Raw genomic sequence first — 16,701 nt, forward strand, 5'->3', positions numbered from 1 at the left:
CGCGGCATAGAAAGGGAGCGCGAAAATGACAAGGAATGTTATCCATCAACCCCGTCCGGGGATTCATACACCATTTGGTGTCTATTTATAATTAGGCGTCACAGAAACATCATGTCTTATCAGCCCGTAGTCTCTGCCGTTCTCAGTGGTCGCCGAGCAGTTGTTGAACTCTTCGCCGCTGCGGTATTTCTTGCTATTGGAATCGAGTTGATTGCTGCAGCGGCAGCAACGTACTTCGGTGAGCGTACACAAGCAATGCTTTGGGTAGGCATTGGTCTCAGCGTCGTGAGCATAGTGATCCTTGTTCGCCGCACTGCTATCGCGGTCAACGCGACCCGTTCCTTCGATGGCTTCTTCTGCGTCAATCAAACCACTAACCTGCTAGTTGAGGTGCCGGGCTACGACTTCTCTGAGGACATGAACAGGTCTTTTGGGGCGCTATTTGCCGAGAACGATGCGCCAAAGAAGCTGTGGGACTCCGATCCACTCACAAAGACCTTTGAATACAGCGAGGTGACTGGCACGTTTGCCCGGCGAACTACGGCCGCTGGTCAGCTCGTAATTGAGGCTACGGAATACTACTTGCTGGAGAAGCTCTCCACTCATCTCACAGACTTCTTCAATAAGCCTGACTTCAATGAGGATTTGCTTACGGAGTTTTCTCGCGAGGATGTACCAGGAATTGTGTTCAAGAACAGATTTTTGGACACATTCTCCCGCCCTATGCACGAACGCGCTGCGTTCGTGGATTCCACGATGGAGGATAAGTCTAAGGTCGGAGTTGTCTCCGCTTCCTCCGGTCCTGGCGGCGTCCAGTATTCCAAGTTCGATCTGATTCTCCCCGCATCTGCGGCAGTCCGACGAAACTCCGATCACAGCATCGAGATCGACACGCCGAAGTTCAGACTTAAGCTTGAAGTCGAGTTTATCGGAGTGAATACTATTGTTCCGAGGGGATTTGGTCGGTTGTATTTGGATGGGCTCGGGGTTCCAGATTTGCAGGCATACAAGGTAGGTATCAATACCCAGGTTGAGTTTAAGGCACTCGCCCTGTTCACGCCCTCTGGCTGGCAATACCACATGTGGCTGGATTCATTTTTGGCTTCTCTCGAAGAGGATTTTTCACGCGATGAGTTCTTCAAAAGAATCGATTGGCCCAAGGCCATTACGATCAGTCGCGTGGTCGAGCGAACGATCGCTGAAATAGCCAAGAAGAGCGCGAATGAAGCCTAACAGGTCGAGGCGGACACGCAGCGGCATTGCGCCGCAAGGCGTGCTGGTGATCAAGCGCGTAGGGTAGACAACGGCGCAGCCTTGTCTACCGACTCACAGTGCGGGCAGTCGCGACGCGGGTTGTCTGTCCGCTGATCCCATTACCGGCACAAACTCTCGCACGGCACCCCATCGCCATTGCCATCGAGCTTGGTGTTGCCGCACTGCTCCAGGTGAAAGCGCGCCTCGGCGCACGAGGTCATCTGGCTGCACGACTTCCGCGCATCTGGTGCCGCCGGCGCTGCCTCCAGCTGCACTGCCACCGGCAAAGCTGCCCACCGCCCGCTGCTCCAGCACGAGCTGCCTCCTGTACTGCCGGTAAACCCACGCTGCCCCTGCCGCACCAGCTCCGCGTTCACCCGCCTTGAACCGGCTGTTCTCCAGTCGTCGGCCCCTCTTGCCATCCACGCGCTACAAAGAATACTGTATGCAAATACAGTATTTTAGGTGTCGCCATGTCCACCCCAGCCATCATCCGTCTCGCCCCCGGCGGCCAGCCACTGCCGCTGTTCGCCTTTCGCGTCCCGGCCGGCTTCCCCAGCCCGGCGCAGGACCACCTGGAGCGCGAGATTTCCCTCGACGAAGCCCTCGACATCCGCGCCCCGCACACCTACCTGGTGCGCGCCGCCGGCGACAGCATGCAGGGTGCCGGCATCTTCGACGGCGACCTGATGGTGGTCGATCGTTCGCGCGAGGCGGAGGCGAATGACATCGTGATCGCTGCGCTCAACAGCGAGCCTCTGGTAAAGCGACTGACCTACGAAGGCAATCAGATCGTGCTGCGGTCAGAGAATCCCCGCTATGCGCCACTCTGGATTCTGGAAGGAGATGAGCTGACCATTTGGGGGGTGGTGCGTTTCAGCGTACGCTGCCATATCCCGCTTTGAGTGTTGCTGGAGTAGTGGGGAATGAGGTGCCCGGGCGGGCTGAGATGGGCGGAAAATCGTTTCCGCAATTTTTTGAAGACCTGCGCAGGACGTGGCCTGCATGACGTCGTTTTATCTTGGATTGCGGAAGGAAAAAACACGCCAAAGCCGCGCAATTTCTGGATTTCCCGGCAGACTTAAAATCTCTCGGCCGCAAGGTCATGCCGGTTCGAGTCCGGCTTCGGGCACCAAAAAACCCCTGTGAATCAGGGCTTGAAAAGACTGCGCAAGCGGTCTTTTTTCGTTTGGGCTTGCGCTCGGGTTGCGCGATCCACGGCAGGCGCGAGCTTCAATACAAGCAGCATTGACTGCGCATCGCTATGCGCTGTTAAACATAATCATGTTTCACGGGTAACATTACCTGCTTCCGTTTCACCTCCGAACCAAGTTTATCAAGAAGTAAGCGCAATCCGCTCTACAGCGCACTGTCGTCATACAGGGCAGCGATTGTAAGGGGCGAGCGGCCTGATTAGACTGCGCACCCAGAACCCTCCTACCTGCAAGGCTTCTCCCAGATGATCAAGAAGTGTCTCTTCCCGGCGGCCGGTTACGGCACCCGTTTTCTGCCTGCGACCAAGGCGATGCCCAAGGAAATGCTGCCGGTGGTGAACAAGCCGCTGATCCAGTATGCCGTTGAAGAGGCGCTGGACGCCGGCCTGAATGAAATCTCCATCGTCACCGGTCGCGGCAAGCGGGCGATCGAAGACCACTTCGACATCAGCTACGAGCTGGAGCATCAGATTCGCGATACCGACAAGGAGAAATACCTGGTCGGCATCCGTCGCCTGCTGGATGAGTGCACCTTTTCCTACACCCGTCAGATCGAGATGAAGGGCCTCGGCCATGCCATCCTCACCGGCCGCCCGCTGATCGGCGACGAGCCGTTCGCCGTAGTGCTGGCCGACGACCTGTGCCTGAATCTCGAGGGTGACGGTGTCCTGGCGCAGATGGTCAAGCTGTACAAGCAGTTCCGTTGCTCGATCGTGGCGATCCAGGAAGTGCCGCGCGAAGAGACCCACAAGTACGGGGTGATCGCCGGTGAGATGATTCGCGACGACATCTACCGGGTCAACTCGATGGTCGAGAAGCCCAAGCCGGAAGATGCGCCGTCCAACCTGGCGATCATCGGTCGCTACATCCTCACCCCGGACATCTTCGACCTGATCGAGCAGACGCCGCCCGGCAAGGGTGGCGAGATCCAGATCACCGACGCGCTGATGAAGCAGGCCCAGGAAGGCTGCGTAATCGCGTACAAGTTCAAGGGCAAGCGCTTCGACTGCGGTGGCGCCGAGGGCTATGTCGAGGCGACCAACTTCTGCTTCGAGAACATCTACAAGGCCGGTAAGGCGTACTGATCGCCCGTACGGTAGCGTTAGCCAGCCGCCCTGTACCGCCCGGTGCAGGGCGGTTTTGTTTTTTGGGGTGTATGCTGCCGGCACATGGCAAGGAGATCCGACATGGCATTTGATTTCGACCTGTTTGTGATTGGCGCCGGCTCCGGCGGCGTACGTGCGGCACGTTTCGCCGCCGGCTTCGGTGCGCGCGTGGCGGTGGCCGAGAGCCGCTATCTGGGCGGCACCTGCGTCAACGTCGGCTGCGTGCCGAAGAAACTGCTGGTCTACGGCGCCCACGTCGCCGACGATCTCGAGCAGGCGCAGGACTTCGGCTGGTCGCTGGAGGGCGCGCGCTTCGACTGGCCGACGCTGATCGCCAACAAGAATCGCGAAATCCAGCGCCTCAACGGCATCTACCGCAACCTGTTGGTCAACGGCGGGGTGACGCTGCTGGAAGGGCATGCGCGCGTCCTCGGCGCCCACGAGGTCGAGGTGAATGGCCAGCGCTACGGTGCCGAGCACATCCTGGTCGCTGTCGGCGGCTGGCCGCAGGTGCCGGAGATTCCTGGGCGCGAGCTGGCGATCACCTCCAACGAGGCCTTCTATCTCGAGCAGATGCCCGGGCGGGTGCTGGTGGTCGGTGGCGGCTATATCGCCGTCGAGTTCGCATCGATCTTCCACGGTCTGGGCGCGCAGACCTCGCTGCTGTACCGCGGCGAGCGCTTCCTGCGCGGCTTCGACGAGGCGGTGCGCACCCATCTGGAGGAGGAGCTGCGCAAGAAAGGCATGGACCTGCAGTTCAGCAGCGACATCGAGCGGATCGAGCGTCAGGCCGACGGCAGCCTGCTGGCAACCCTGCGCGATGGTCGTGCGCTGGAAACCGACTGCGTGTTCTACGCCACCGGCCGCCGCCCGATGCTGGACAATCTGGGCCTGGAGAATGCCAGCGTGGCGCTGGATGAGCGCGGCTTCGTCAGCGTCGATGACGAGTACCGCACCAGCGTGCCGTCGATCCTGGCTATCGGTGACGTGACCGGGGGTGTGCAGTTGACGCCGGTGGCTCTGGCCGAGGGCATGGCGGTAGCGCGCCGGCTGTTCCGGCCCGAGGAATATCGCCCGGTAGACTACGCGCTGATTCCCACCGCGGTGTTCAGCCTGCCGAATATCGCCACCGTCGGCCTGACCGAGGAACAGGCGCGCAAGCAGGGTCACGCCGTGCAGGTGTTCGAGAGCCGCTTCCGGCCGATGAAGCTGACCCTGGGCGATTGCCAGGAGCGCATCCTGATGAAGCTGGTGGTGGATGCCGAGACCGATCACGTACTGGGCTGCCACATGGTCGGCCCGGATGCCGGTGAAATCATCCAGGGGCTGGCGGTGGCCCTGAAGGCGGGGGCGACCAAGGCGGTGTTCGACGAGACCATCGGCATTCACCCGTCGGCGGCCGAGGAGTTCGTCACCATGCGTGCGCCGGTGACCGGCTAGCTTTGAAGTGAAACAAGGCACCCGTTAGGCGGGTGCCTTTGGTGTGCATCAGTGGCTGCCGTGAGCGTCGTGCTGCATCGGCATGGCATGATCGTCGGCGGACTCAACCTTGACCTGCACGTCAACCTTGCCGGCCTTCTCGAACTCCAGGGTCAGCGGGAACTGTTCGCCGGCCTTCAGCGGCTGGCTCAGGCCGAACAGCATCACGTGGTTGCCACCCGGCTGGAACACCACCTCGCCATGGGTGGGAATGTCAACGCCCGGGATCTGTACCATCTTCATCATCCCGTCCTGCTGAAGGTGGGTGTGCAGCTCGCTCTTCTGCGCACGCGGGCTGCTTGCGGCGATCAGGCGATCGGCCTCGGCGCCCTGGTTGTGCAGGGTGAAGTAGGCGGCGCCGGCAGGGGCGTTGGGCGGCAGCTCGCGCGACCAAGGGTGATCGATGGTCAGCTCGCCGACTTTGTACTCATGGGCAAAGCTCGGCAGGACGCAGGCCAGCAGGGCGGCCAGGGTCAGGGAACGGATCGGCATGGATGGTGCTCCTTGGAAGAACGGATTTCACTGCAATTTTGCGCGCGAACGTAGTACGGCGCCAGCGCGACCAAAAGGCGCAGCGCCATTGCTCGGCGTGGCCCGCCCTCCAGTGCGCGCCTGCTTTGGGGTGAGGTGCTGTCACTGAAGAGCGGGCTGCTCCGGCCCTTGCGGCGCGACTCAATCGTCTGTAGTTGGCGTCTCGGCCGGCGGTGCCGTTTTGAGCGCTTCGGTGCTGGCCGCCCGTAGCAGTTGCAGCTCGGCCTGCGCCCTGGCCAGGGCAATGTGCAGCGCCTGTTCCGCCTGCTGGTGCTCCCGTGCTTGTTCGTCTCGCCGGGTGCGCGCATCTTCCAGTTGGCCGCGCAGCTCGACCTGCGCGGCCTCAGCGCGGTTCAGCTGCTCCAGCAGGCTGGTATTCAGGGTTTCCAGTCGTGTCAGCTGCACCTGCAGTCCTGCCTGCTCCTGGCTCTGGCGGGCCAGCTGTTCCTGCAGCGTGCTCCGCTCGCGCTGGACGCTGCGCGCCTCGCCGAGTAGGCGCTCGTTGTCGCGATTGAGCTGGAGAACTTCCTCCTGCTTGATGATCAGCGTCTGCTGACCCTGGCGCAGCTCGACCTGCAGCTGCTGGATCTGCCCTTCATGGCGGCGCTGCTCCTGCTCGCGCTGTTCCTTCGCCGAAGTACGATAGTGCTCCAACGCCTCGCGGGCGTGCTGGTGCTTTTCTTCCAGCGAGCGGATCTGCGCCGCGCGCTCATCCAGACGCACCTGCTGATCGCGCTGCAGCTGGTCGAGACGGGCGAGCTCGACCAGCATCTGCTGGGCGTTGTCGCGCAGTTGCTGGTGAGCCGCTTGCTCCGCGGCGAGTGTCTGGTCGAGCCCGGCACATCGTTGCTCGATTTCCCCGATACGTATCCGATCCTGTTCAGCCTGCTGCGCCAGGCTTGTCCGCTCGGTGGCGAAAACCTCCTGTGCGGCACGCAGCTCGCTCTCGGCTTCCTCGCGCAGGCGCTCCGCCAGTCGTGCCACCAGGTCGCCCAGCTCTGCGCTGAGCTGTTGACCTCCTGTCTGGCGAGGATCATTTTCGTCTAATTCCTTCAAATAGCGGTGAATGGTGGTCTTTGACCCGGTATTCCCCAGCTCGGCGCGCACCGCGTCGATGCTCGGATGCTCGCCGCGAGCGAGCAGGGCCTGTCGTGCCCGCTGAACCAGTGCCTTGTTGATACCGCCGCGTGCCATGCCGCTCTCCGTTGATTTCGTACCGTATTACGTACCATGTAATTACATATCAAATTACAGGCGAATGCACGTGAAAAACATCGAATAAAGACACTGGATATACTGGTATTATTCAGCCTGAAAGGCCGCAGGCACGCCCAGTTGCGTCGCTACCCGTACGAAACGCCCTTGGAACCGCGCATGTCCGATCTCGACCGCTACCTGCAGGCCGCCACCCGCGACAACACCCGCCGCAGCTATCGCGCGGCCATCGAACATTTCGAGGTGGAGTGGGGCGGCTTCCTGCCGGCGACCAGCGACAGCGTCGCCCGCTACTTGGCCAGCTACGCCGGCAAGCTGTCGCTGAACACCCTGAAGCTGCGGCTGTCCGCGTTGGCCCAGTGGCACAACAGCCAGGGCTTTCCCGACCCGACCAAGGCGCCGGTGGTACGCCAGACGCTGAAGGGCATTCGTGCGCTGCATCCGGCCCGGGAGAAGCAGGCCGAGCCCCTGCAGTTGCGCCATCTGCAGCAAGTGGTCGAGTGCTTGGGCGAGGAGGGCGCCGCAGCCAGCGCGGCCGGCGACACGGGCCGGTGGCTGCGCTGCCGGCGGAATGCTGCGCTGATCCTGCTGGGTTTCTGGCGCGGCTTTCGCAGCGACGAGCTGTGTCGTCTGCAGATCGAGGACATCGTCGTGCGCCCGGGCGTCGGCATGAGCCTGTACCTGCCGCGCAGCAAGGGCGACCGCGACAACCTCGGCAGCACGTATCAAGTGCCGGCGCTGAAGCAGCTATGCCCGGTGCAGGCCTATGTGGACTGGATCGGCAGCGCCGGCCTGGTGCGCGGGCCGCTGTTTCGCTCGATCGATCGCTGGGGGAATCTGGGCGAGGAGGGCTTGCATGCCAACAGCATCATCCCGCTGTTGCGCCAGGCCCTCAGCCGGGCCGGCGTGCCCGGCGAGCTGTATAGCAGCCACTCCCTGCGCCGCGGCTTCGCCACCTGGGCCAGCGCCAACGGCTGGGACCTCAAGGCGCTGATGAACTATGTCGGCTGGAAGGACATGAAGTCGGCGCTGCGCTATATCGATACCGCCGCGTCCTTTGCCGGCCTGGCCCTGCAGGACGCGGCCGCCCTGCCGCTGACGGCCATCGGGCGGGAGGTCACGCAGGATCACCTGACGGCCGCCAGCCACAACGACAGGCGTGACGGACTCATCACGAAATCGACCAAGTGAAACAGACCTGCGCGGGGTGACAGCGGCGAAGGGCGCGCCACCTCACGTCAGCGCTTCGGTGTGGCCGCGGCAGTCCCCAGCGCGCGCATGGCGCCTTCGTGCATGGGTATGGTGATGCCGCGCTGGGCGTTGCCGAGCGACAGCTGTTCGCCCTGGATGCTGCCGGCCGCCAGCCAGCGGTTATCTCTGGCAAACAGCAACCGGACCAGCTGCTCGGCCTCGGCGGCACTGAATTGCTGGTCGCTGAGCAGCAAGCTGCTCACCGCCAGCGTGGCGACCGGCGTGGTCTGCCGTGGATAGGTTCCTTGCGCCAACTGCATGGCGAACGTGCCCGGGCGACTGGCCGCGAGCTGGCGGATGGCCTGGTCTTCGAGCGGCAGAAGGCGCAGGTCAAGCACCTCGCTGGCGGAACGGATATGGTCGGCAGGCGCGCCGATCACCTGGATCAATCCATCCAACCGGCCATCGCGCATGGCCTCGAGGGCCTGCGCCAAGCCCAGGCTGGCCGCATCGCCGAGGTCCTCAGGCTTGAGACCGTGAGCCGCCAGCACCGCCAGTGCGGTATCCCGCGAGGCGGAGGCCGGCTGACCGAGGTTGACACGCTTGCCGCGCAGACCGGCAATATCGCGGATCGCCCCGCCGCGGACCAGCACGTGCACCGGCTCGGGATAGAGGCTGGAAAGGGCACGCAGGCTGGCGTAAGGGCCTTCCTCCGCGAAGGGGCCTGTGCCGTTGCTGGCATAGTGGGCCGCGTCGCTCTGCGACAGCGCCAGCACGACATCGCCGCGCCGCAGCATGCGCAGGTTGGCCACGCCTCCTTCAGTGCTCAGCGGCACCAGCGCGAAGCCCTTGTCCTTGAGCAGGCTCTCCAGCGCCCGGGCGAAGCGCGCGTACTGGCCGGCCTCGGGACCGCCGGCTAGTGGATAGCCTTTCTGCAGGCGGCTCAGGCGCCCTTTGATATTGGCCAGCGAGCGTCCTACCTCATCGGAGATGATCTCCCGCTCTCTGACGCCAGTGGCCCCGGGAGATAGCTGCAGCGCGGTGCTGATTGCACTGATCAACAGCTCATGGGATGTGCCTGGACCTTCCTCGCTCGGCCCCGGAGCACGTGGCGCACTGAATCCTTGGGGTACCACGACCTGCCAGTCGTCATCGGCCTGTCTGTAGATCAGGCTGCCATGGGCTTCGAGCAGATCGCCCTGGCGATTGCCACCGCTGCGGATGCCGGACAGCCCACGCGGGCCTGCGCCGAGCGCGCTGATCAGGCTGGCTACTCCGGGCGAGTCCCAGGAGCCGAAGTCCTGGTCGCGCTCGACCTTGAGCGTGCCGTCGAAATAGATCACCAGGCGCTTTTCTCCCTCCGGAGTATTGACATCGTTGACCGCACCGCGGCGCTGCAGCTCGACGATGCTCAGGACACTCTCGCCGAAAACCTGGTGCAGGCGTTGCTGCAGATCGTTCTCCAGGGTGGCTTGGTCGGGGCCGCGCGAACAGGCCGCCAGCAGCAGAGCCAGAACAGCGATAAGCAACGGGCGCAGCATGTTCAACCTCCCAGCCCGGGCAGCAGCAGGAATGCGGTCAGCGCCAAGGCGTTGAGCAGGTCGACGAGAAAGGCACCGACCAGCGGCGTGACGACCATGGCCTGCGGCGCCGGGCCGTGCTTGCGCGCGATGGCCTGGATGTTGGCCATCGCGGTGGCGGTGGAGCCGATGACGAAGCCGCAGAAGGACGCCGAGAGCGCGGCGCTCTCGTAGTCGCGGCCGACGAAGCGATACACCACCCAAGCGCCGTAGAATATGGCCAGCACAGCTTGACCGATCAGCATGAGCAGCAACGGGCCGACCAGGCTGACGACATGGCCAAGGTTGAGCGCCATCATGGTGATCACCAGAAACAGCGACAGGGTCAGCGACGACATCAGCTCGATCGCCCCGTCGTTGAGCCGGATCCCAATCAGCGGCAGGGCATTGCGGATCGCCACGCCGAGCATCAGGCACCAGAGAAAACCCGGCAGGGTCACCGCTCCTTCGCCGAACCAGCCGGCCAGCAGCTGCCCGCCGACCAGGGCGCTCAGGGTTGCAGCCAGCACGACAAGGAAGTTGCCGGCGTCCACCGACGCTTGGGCGTCCCCGCTATCCTGGTCGGCTTCGCCATGCTCGCCGCTGCCGACCAGATGGTGGCGCTTGATCAGCCATTGCGCCAGCGGCCCGCCGATGATGCCGCCGAGCACCAGGCCAATGGTGGCAGCAGTCATCGACAGCTCCATGATCGACTGCAGGTTGTGCACCTCAGCGAAGCGCTCGGCGTAGGCCGCGCCGGTGCCATGGCCGCCGACCAGGGTGATGGTGCCGCCGACAAGGCCCATCAGCGGATGCATGTCCAGCCCCCAGGCGACCAGTAGGCCGAGGATGTTCTGCAGGAACAGGAAGGGAATCAGCACGATGACGAACTGCAGCAGACGCTTGCCACCTTGCTTGAGCATGCCGAGGTTGGCCGACAGGCCCACCGCCGCGAAGAAGGCCAGTAGCAGGCCGGGCTTCATGCTCACGTCGAACTCCAGCCGGAAGTCGCTGAAGTTGCCGAACAGCGCCATGCTTGCAGCGAATAGCAACCCTCCGGTCACCGGATCGGGGATGTTGTAGCGCGACAGCACCGGGATCAGCCGGTTGACCAGGCGGCCGAGCAGCAGCGCCAACGCCGCCACCAGCAGGGTTTCCACGGGCTGCAAGGTCACGTCAGCGCTCCTTTTTCACGGCGTTCAAGACGCTGCTGTGCAAGCGGAGGACGTGCCTGCATGCGGCATCGCGCCTAGCCGCCAAAGGTGAACAGGCCAAACATGATGGCCGCCAGGATCATGAGGAACAGGCAGTACTTCACCCTCCTCACTGTGGGCGCAGAAACGTTGCCCTTACCGGCAATCCGTTGTAGATCAGCTTAGCCGAGCGCTTGGCGACAGCAATGCTCACCCTGGTCAATACCTGCCCGGCACATGGTTATCGGGTCGAACCGCAGGTTGTTGGAGCGCATCCAGACGGTGCGGGCACGAGCCAGCTTGATGCCACAGGGGATCTGCTAGCTTGAATAGCAGAGCGTGCGCCCATTCGAGGCGGACCGGGGAGGGGGCATGAAGCAGACAGGCATGAAGCTGCGCGGGGTCAACCTGGGCAGCTGGCTGGTACTGGAGAAGTGGATGGTGCCCAGCCTGTTCGAGGGGCTGGCCGCCACCGATGAAACCACCTGGTGCGCCGAGCTGGGCGAAGCGGCTAGCGAAAAATTGCACCGCCACTGGAACACTTTCGTCACCCGCGACGATTTCGCCTGGCTGGCCGAGCACGGCCTGAACGCCGTGCGCATTCCGCTGGGACACTGGATCTTCGGCGCCGACTACCCCTATCACCCGAGCTATGGCGTCAGCCGCCATCCCTTCGTGGTGGGCGGCATCGCGGTGCTCGACCGCGCCATGGACTGGGCACAGGAGTTCGGCCTGCGCGTGGTACTCGACCTGCACGCCGCGCCCGGCTGCCAGAACGGCTTCGACAACGGCGGGATCAAGGATGTCTGCGAGTGGCACACCCGTCCTGAATATCTGGAACACTCGCTCGGCGTGCTTGAACGCCTGGCCGAGCGCTATCGCGACCATCCGGCGCTGCACGCCATCGAGGTGCTCAACGAACCACGCTGGGACGTGCCCACCGACTACCTCAAGGCCTACAACCTGGCCGCCTACGAGCGCATTCGCAAACACTGCCCGGCCGAGCGGGTGGCGGTGGTGTTCCACGACGGGTTTCGCGATTTCCGCGAATACCTGGGCTTCATGCAGGAGCCGCAGTACCGCAACGTGATCTTCGACATCCACCGCTACCAGTGTTTCGAACGCGGCGATATCGACATGGACATCTACGGCCACATCCGCAAGGCCACCGGTGAGTGGAAGCAGGAGGCCGATGCCATCATCACCGAACTGGGCCTGCCGACGTTCTGCGGAGAATGGAGCCTGGGGCTGGACCTGAAGGTGGTTTCGCTGTGGGCAGAAGGGCCATTCAACCATGCCCTGGAACAGATGGATGCCTTTCAGGAAGCGGTGGCGTACCGCGGCTACGCGGCCGGCCAGTTGGCTACTTACGAGAAGTATCTGGGCTGGTTCTTCTGGAGCTACAAGACCGAAACGACCCCCGCCTGGTGCTTCCGCGAGTGCGTGGAGCGTGGCTGGCTCCCATCACGGTTCGCGTAGGGAGCAGGGGGCGGGAGCTGGTGCGCAGGTCAGGTACTTGTCTTCGCAGAGGCGATCCAGCACCAGCTTGCGCGTGTAGTGGCTTTCCAGGCTGCTGTGGAAGCTGATCGTCAGCACCGTCGACCCCTGCAGCTCGCGGTGCAGCACTTCCGTCATGCACTCCTCACCCTGGACATCGAAGGCGTCGGTGGCCTCCTCGATGAACACCCAGGCCGGGTGATGCAGCAGCAGGCGGGCGATACCCAGCCGCTGCTGGGCCCGCAGCGGCAGCACCCGATCCCAGTCGTCGCTCTCCTCCAGGCGCGGCGCCAGCCAGGCGACCCCGGCACATTTGAGCGCATGCTGGATTTTCGACTGACTGAAATGGCCGGTGGAGTGCGGGTAGCTGAGCGCCGCCTGCAAGGTGCCGTCCGGCAGGAACGGACGCTGTGGCAGGAACACGATGCTTTGCCCGGCGGGCAGGCGAATCTCGCCCCGCCCCCAGGGCCATAGCCCGGCGACAGCCTTGAACAGGCCGATGGCCAGGCTCGGGTCGCCACTGATCAGCACCCGCTCGCCGCGCTGGATGGTCATGTCGAGATTTTCCAGCAGCAGCCGGCCGTCCGGGTTGGCCAGACTCAGGCCGCGCAGCACCAGTTCGTCGCCCCGCCCCGGGCGCAGGTCGATGCGGTGCTCCGGCGGACTGGCGGCGCGCTCCTCGAGCAGCAGCATGTCGTTGTACAGGCTCACCACCCGGTCGGCCGAAGCCCGGCACTTGGCCAGTTCGCCGAGATTGTCGATCGGCCAGGACAAGGCCGAGGTGAGCCGCTGAAAGGCCTGCGCGGCCTGCATCAGGATGCCCAGCGACATAGCCCCGGCGATGAACTGGGGGGCGGCGACGAGGATCGGAAAGACCGGCAGCAGGGTGCCATAGCCGGTGGAGAAGGAAACGATACCCAAGTAGCCGAAGGTCTGGCGATTCCAGCCGCGGCCGACATCGGCGAACAATTGATCGGCCTGGCGGTGTTCGATGTCTTCGCCATGCATCAGGGCGATCGACTCCGAATTCTCCCGCGCCCTTGCCAGACCGAAGCGCAGGTTGGCCTCCACCGTCTGCAGGCGGTTGGTGGCCTTGATCAGCGGCCGACCGAGCAGCAGACCCAGCACGGTGCCGCCGCCAGCGTAGAAAAAGGCCAGCAGCACCAGGTAACCGGGCACCTCCAGAGCGGTGCCGGGGATCGGCAGGCTGCCGGAGACGCTGAGCAGGATGTCGACGAAGCTGCCGAGGATCAGCAGCGAATAGAGCAGTGACAGGGCCAGGGCGATGGCTGCCTCTGTGGCGATGCGGATGTCCTCGGCGATACGCCCGTCGGGATTGTCGTGCTCGCCGCTGGTGAACTGCAGCTGGTAGTGACGAGCATGGGCCATCCACTGGTCGAGCAGGCGCGTGGTCATCCAGCGCCGCCAGTCCAACTGCAACCAGCGTTTCACGTGCAGGTGCAGCGCGGTGACCAGCATGGTCAGGATGAAAATCAGCACAAAGGTGGCGATCAGCAGCCAGAGGTCGCTCAACGAGCGCGCCTCGAGAACATCGAACAGTTCGCGGTTCCAGTAGCTGATCCAGATTGCCAGCCCCACCTGGGCCTCGGTCAGCGCGACCAGCAGCAGCACGGCGCCGCGGATCTTCCATTTGCGTTCGCTGTTCCAGTAGGGTCCTGCCAGACGCATGAACTGCCAACTCAGGTGCTTCTGGCGAGGGGCGAGGGGCGGGCTGGAGGGCGGCATGGGCTCAGTCAGCCTGGCGGGCCAGACGGACAGCGATCTGCGCGGCGCCGCGCAGACCCAGCTGTTCGTCGAGCACCACATGCAAGGGGATACGCTCCAGTAGCGCGCGCATCGGGGGCTTGGCGCAGAACGCCTCGCGCACCTCCTGGCGCTGCAGGAATGGCAGGATCTTCGGCGCGATGCCTCCGCACAGGTAGACGCCGCCGCGCGCCAGGGCGGTCAGCGCCAGATTGCCGGCAACTGCGGCATACAGGCGAGCGAACAGCTCGAGGGTCGCCACCGCCAGCACCTCGCCGGCCGCAGCGGCCTGACTGATTTGCGCGGCGGAGGGCAGGGTGGGCGCATCTACGGATTGTCCGCCCAGGAAGGCGTACAGCCGGGTGAGACCGGGACCGGAGAGCAGCAGCTCGAGGCTCACCCGGCCATGGCGTGGCAACAGGTGGCGCAGCAGCGCCAGTTGCTGCTCGTCCTGCGGGGCGAAGTCGGCGTGGCCGCCCTCGCCCCGCAGCACCAGCGGTTGCTGCGGTGTGCCGGCGACGAGGGCCATGCCCAGGCCGGAACCGGCGCCCAGCAGCGCGCGCACACCCTCGGGCGGCGCCGCACCGGTCTGCAGGGTGCACAGCTGGTGTGGCTGCAGCAGGGGCAGGCCGTGGGCCTGGGCGACGAAGTCATTGACCAGCTCGACCTGGCGCAGGCCCAGGGACTCAGCCAGTTCGGCGGCATCCAGGCTCCACGGCAGATTGGTCAACTGTACCCGCTGATGCTCCAACGGACCGGCCAGGGCGATGCAGGCGGCTTGCGGGTGCTCGCCGGAGAGCAGGAAGGCGCGCAGCAGGCTGGAAAAGTCGGCATGCTTGCGGCTGGCCAGGGTTTGCAGGCGCAGCGTCTGCCACCCGTCGTCCGTCCCGCGGGCCAGCAGCAGGCGCGCACTGGTACCGCCGATATCTGCCGCCAGGATGAGCATGCTTACCTCGTCGTGCAGGTACGACCGAGATGCACACCGCGCGCATCGCGCCCGCGGTCAATCAGAGCATCCAGATGGGCCGGGGAATGCCCCGGCGGATCAACCGACCGGCAGGTCCGCGCATCTCGCGGGCGCGGTCGGTCTGCCCTGCAGTATAGGTGACTCTGTGGAGAGCCCATGGTGGCTGCGACAGCGGGCTGCCGATGGCGATCCGCCCGCTGCATAGGATGGCGGCTGGACGTAGAAAGCAAAACAGCCTCGGACGGCTGCGCTTGCTGCGGATCAGAACGAGGCGATGATGCGCCCGAGCACTTCCATGGCACGCTCGCTCTGCGCGTCCCAGGGGTGGCCGTAGTTCAGTCGTGCGCAGTTGCGAAAGCGCCGGGTAGCCGAGAAGATCGGCCCCGGTGCCAGGCTGATGCCCTGGGCCAGGGCCAGCTGGAACAGCTGCAGCGAGTCGACCTGTTCGGGGAACTCGAACCAAAGGAAATAGCCGCCGCTCGGCCGGGTCACCCGCGTGCTGGCCGGGAAGTGCCGCGCCGCCGAGGCGAGCATCGACGCCTGCTGGCTCTCCAGCGCATGGCGCAGCTTGCGCAGATGGCGATCGTAGCCGCCATGCTGCAGGTAGTCGGCGATGGCCGCCTGCGCCGGCACCGAGGGCGAGATGGTGGTCATCAGCTTGAGGCGGCGGATCTGCTCGGCGTAGCGCCCGCCGGCCACCCAGCCGATCCGGTAGCCCGGCGCCAGACACTTGGAGAACGAGCCGCAGTGCATCACCAGCCCCTCGCGGTCGAAGCTCTTCACCGGCCGCGGTGGCTGCGTGCCGAAGTACAGCTCGGCGTACACGTCGTCCTCGATCAGCGGCACCTGGTGGCGCTGCAGCAACTCGTACAGCGCGCGCTTCTTGTCATCGTCCATGCTCGCGCCCAGCGGGTTCTGCAGGCTGCTCATGAACCAGCAGGCCTTGATCGGCAGCTCCCTGAGACTGTCCTCCAGGCTGGCGAGGTCGATGCCCTCGCGCGGGTGCACCGGGATCTCCACCGCCTTGAGCTCGAGGCGCTCGAGCACCTGCAGGGTGGCGTAGAAGGCCGGCGCCTCGATGGCCACCAGGTCGCCCGGGCGGGTGACGCACTGCAGGCACAGGTTGAGTGCCTCCATGGCGCCGGTGCTGATCACCAGCTCCTCCAGCGGCAGCATCACCCCGCTGACCATGTAGCGCAAGGCGATCTGCCGGCGCAGGTCGGCGTTGCCCTCGGTCATGTCGGCGATCACCGCATGGGGCGACAGCCCGCGCACGCCATGGGCCATGGAGCGCGCCAGACGGGCGAGAGGGAACAGGTCGGGACTGGGGAAGGCCGAGCCGAACGGCACGGTATCCGGGTCCTTCAGCGAACCGAGCACCGAGAACACCAGCTCGCTGACGTCGACCGCGCTGGTCTGCGCCTGGCGGGCGCTGATGCCGGGCTCGGACAGCGGGCGCTTTGCCAGCTCGCGCACGAAGTAGCCCGAGCGCGCCCGCGCCAGGATCAGGCCGCGGCTTTCCAGCAGGTAGTAGGCCTGGAACACCGTCGACGGGCTGACCCCGTAGGTGCGGCTGGCATGGCGCACCGAGGGCACCTTCTGCCCGGGGGCCAGCACGCCGGTGCGGATCAGCGCGGCGATCTCGTCGGCAAACTTCTCGTAGCGCTTCATCTTGTCGGGATTCACCGGGACGGGAACTGAGACAAGGGAGTCTACCGGCTGCCGACGCTC

At 64.6% G+C, this 16,701-nt stretch carries 14 protein-coding genes; 6 read left to right on the forward strand and 8 right to left on the reverse strand.

The window, feature by feature from the left end; genetic code table 11:
- Positions 1–111: 111 nt before the first annotated feature.
- Positions 112–1,233, forward strand: coding sequence for a DMT family transporter (locus BMZ19_RS14460; protein ID WP_139214689.1), 1,122 nt, complete (start codon positions 112–114; stop codon positions 1,231–1,233).
- A gap of 140 nt (positions 1,234–1,373) precedes the next feature.
- On the opposite strand, the gene BMZ19_RS22835 is transcribed toward BMZ19_RS14460, so the two are convergent.
- The gene (locus tag BMZ19_RS22835) at positions 1,374–1,676 is read right to left on the reverse strand and encodes an excalibur calcium-binding domain-containing protein (RefSeq protein ID WP_090312052.1); all 303 of its coding nucleotides are present in this window, start codon (positions 1,674–1,676) and stop codon (positions 1,374–1,376) included.
- A 51-nt stretch (positions 1,677–1,727) separates the two neighbouring features.
- On the opposite strand from BMZ19_RS22835, the gene BMZ19_RS14470 reads away from it, so the two are divergent.
- From BMZ19_RS14470 to gorA, 3 genes are all read left to right on the forward strand, one after another.
- A complete protein-coding gene (locus BMZ19_RS14470) occupies positions 1,728–2,159 on the forward strand; it encodes a LexA family protein (protein ID WP_090312053.1) in 432 nt (143 codons plus the stop codon).
- A 554-nt stretch (positions 2,160–2,713) separates the two neighbouring features.
- Positions 2,714–3,553, forward strand: coding sequence for a UTP--glucose-1-phosphate uridylyltransferase GalU (gene galU, locus BMZ19_RS14480; protein ID WP_090312054.1), 840 nt, complete (start codon positions 2,714–2,716; stop codon positions 3,551–3,553).
- A 102-nt stretch (positions 3,554–3,655) separates the two neighbouring features.
- Complete coding sequence (gorA, locus tag BMZ19_RS14485) at positions 3,656–5,014, forward strand: glutathione-disulfide reductase (protein WP_090312056.1); 1,359 nt, start codon at positions 3,656–3,658, stop codon at positions 5,012–5,014.
- A 48-nt stretch (positions 5,015–5,062) separates the two neighbouring features.
- On the opposite strand, the gene BMZ19_RS14490 is transcribed toward gorA, so the two are convergent.
- The gene (locus BMZ19_RS14490; protein WP_090312058.1) at positions 5,063–5,545 is read right to left on the reverse strand and encodes a copper chaperone PCu(A)C; all 483 of its coding nucleotides are present in this window, start codon (positions 5,543–5,545) and stop codon (positions 5,063–5,065) included.
- A 180-nt stretch (positions 5,546–5,725) separates the two neighbouring features.
- Positions 5,726–6,778 carry a DNA-binding protein gene (locus BMZ19_RS14495; RefSeq protein WP_090312060.1) on the reverse strand — a complete coding sequence of 351 codons (1,053 nt, stop codon included), beginning with the start codon at positions 6,776–6,778 and terminating at the stop codon, positions 5,726–5,728.
- 180 nt (positions 6,779–6,958) lie between these two features.
- Between BMZ19_RS14495 and BMZ19_RS14500 the strand changes: the two genes are divergently transcribed.
- Complete coding sequence (locus tag BMZ19_RS14500; protein WP_090312062.1) at positions 6,959–7,990, forward strand: site-specific integrase; 1,032 nt, start codon at positions 6,959–6,961, stop codon at positions 7,988–7,990.
- Between the two features lie 47 nt (positions 7,991–8,037).
- Here the strand turns inward: BMZ19_RS14500 and BMZ19_RS14505 are convergent, their stop codons facing one another.
- Both BMZ19_RS14505 and gltS read right to left on the reverse strand, forming a co-directional pair.
- On the reverse strand, positions 8,038–9,531 hold the full coding sequence (locus tag BMZ19_RS14505) for a TAXI family TRAP transporter solute-binding subunit (protein ID WP_090312064.1): 1,494 nt from the start codon (positions 9,529–9,531) through the stop codon (positions 8,038–8,040).
- Between the two features lie 2 nt (positions 9,532–9,533).
- A complete protein-coding gene (gene gltS / locus BMZ19_RS14510; RefSeq protein ID WP_090312066.1) occupies positions 9,534–10,724 on the reverse strand; it encodes a sodium/glutamate symporter in 1,191 nt (396 codons plus the stop codon).
- A 390-nt stretch (positions 10,725–11,114) separates the two neighbouring features.
- Between gltS and BMZ19_RS14515 the strand changes: the two genes are divergently transcribed.
- Positions 11,115–12,221, forward strand: coding sequence for a glycoside hydrolase family 5 protein (locus BMZ19_RS14515; RefSeq protein ID WP_090312068.1), 1,107 nt, complete (start codon positions 11,115–11,117; stop codon positions 12,219–12,221).
- On the opposite strand, the gene BMZ19_RS14520 is transcribed toward BMZ19_RS14515, so the two are convergent.
- The 3 genes from BMZ19_RS14520 to mapR form a co-directional block, all read right to left on the reverse strand.
- A complete protein-coding gene (locus BMZ19_RS14520; protein WP_244517240.1) occupies positions 12,207–13,928 on the reverse strand; it encodes an ABC transporter ATP-binding protein/permease in 1,722 nt (573 codons plus the stop codon). The two genes, BMZ19_RS14515 and BMZ19_RS14520, sit on opposite strands and share 15 nt — an antisense overlap.
- Positions 13,929–13,989: 61 nt before the next feature.
- Complete coding sequence (gene glk / locus BMZ19_RS14525) at positions 13,990–14,949, reverse strand: glucokinase (protein ID WP_090312073.1); 960 nt, start codon at positions 14,947–14,949, stop codon at positions 13,990–13,992.
- A gap of 282 nt (positions 14,950–15,231) precedes the next feature.
- Entirely contained in the window at positions 15,232–16,641 is a 1,410-nt protein-coding gene (mapR, locus tag BMZ19_RS14530; RefSeq protein WP_090312075.1) for a GntR family transcriptional regulator MpaR, read from the reverse strand.
- Positions 16,642–16,701 lie beyond the last annotated feature (60 nt).

Origin of the sequence: Pseudomonas linyingensis (genome assembly GCF_900109175.1) — a bacterium.
Taxonomy (GTDB): Bacteria; Pseudomonadota; Gammaproteobacteria; order Pseudomonadales; family Pseudomonadaceae; genus Geopseudomonas; species Geopseudomonas linyingensis.

Bases quoted from the DNA above. Each gene is read 5' to 3' on its own strand.
- mapR (WP_090312075.1), bottom strand. From the start codon at position 16,641: ATGAAGCGCTACGAGAAGTTTGCCGACGAGATCGCCGCGCTGATCCGC.
- BMZ19_RS14495 (WP_090312060.1), bottom strand. From the start codon at position 6,778: ATGGCACGCGGCGGTATCAACAAGGCACTGGTTCAGCGGGCACGACAG.
- BMZ19_RS14515 (WP_090312068.1), top strand. From the start codon at position 11,115: ATGAAGCAGACAGGCATGAAGCTGCGCGGGGTCAACCTGGGCAGCTGG.
- BMZ19_RS14460 (WP_139214689.1), top strand. From the start codon at position 112: ATGTCTTATCAGCCCGTAGTCTCTGCCGTTCTCAGTGGTCGCCGAGCA.
- BMZ19_RS14490 (WP_090312058.1), bottom strand. From the start codon at position 5,545: ATGCCGATCCGTTCCCTGACCCTGGCCGCCCTGCTGGCCTGCGTCCTG.
- BMZ19_RS14470 (WP_090312053.1), top strand. From the start codon at position 1,728: ATGTCCACCCCAGCCATCATCCGTCTCGCCCCCGGCGGCCAGCCACTG.
- BMZ19_RS14520 (WP_244517240.1), bottom strand. From the start codon at position 13,928: ATGCGTCTGGCAGGACCCTACTGGAACAGCGAACGCAAATGGAAGATC.
- gorA (WP_090312056.1), top strand. From the start codon at position 3,656: ATGGCATTTGATTTCGACCTGTTTGTGATTGGCGCCGGCTCCGGCGGC.
- glk (WP_090312073.1), bottom strand. From the start codon at position 14,949: ATGCTCATCCTGGCGGCAGATATCGGCGGTACCAGTGCGCGCCTGCTG.
- galU (WP_090312054.1), top strand. From the start codon at position 2,714: ATGATCAAGAAGTGTCTCTTCCCGGCGGCCGGTTACGGCACCCGTTTT.
- BMZ19_RS14505 (WP_090312064.1), bottom strand. From the start codon at position 9,531: ATGCTGCGCCCGTTGCTTATCGCTGTTCTGGCTCTGCTGCTGGCGGCC.
- BMZ19_RS14500 (WP_090312062.1), top strand. From the start codon at position 6,959: ATGTCCGATCTCGACCGCTACCTGCAGGCCGCCACCCGCGACAACACC.
- BMZ19_RS22835 (WP_090312052.1), bottom strand. From the start codon at position 1,676: ATGGCAAGAGGGGCCGACGACTGGAGAACAGCCGGTTCAAGGCGGGTG.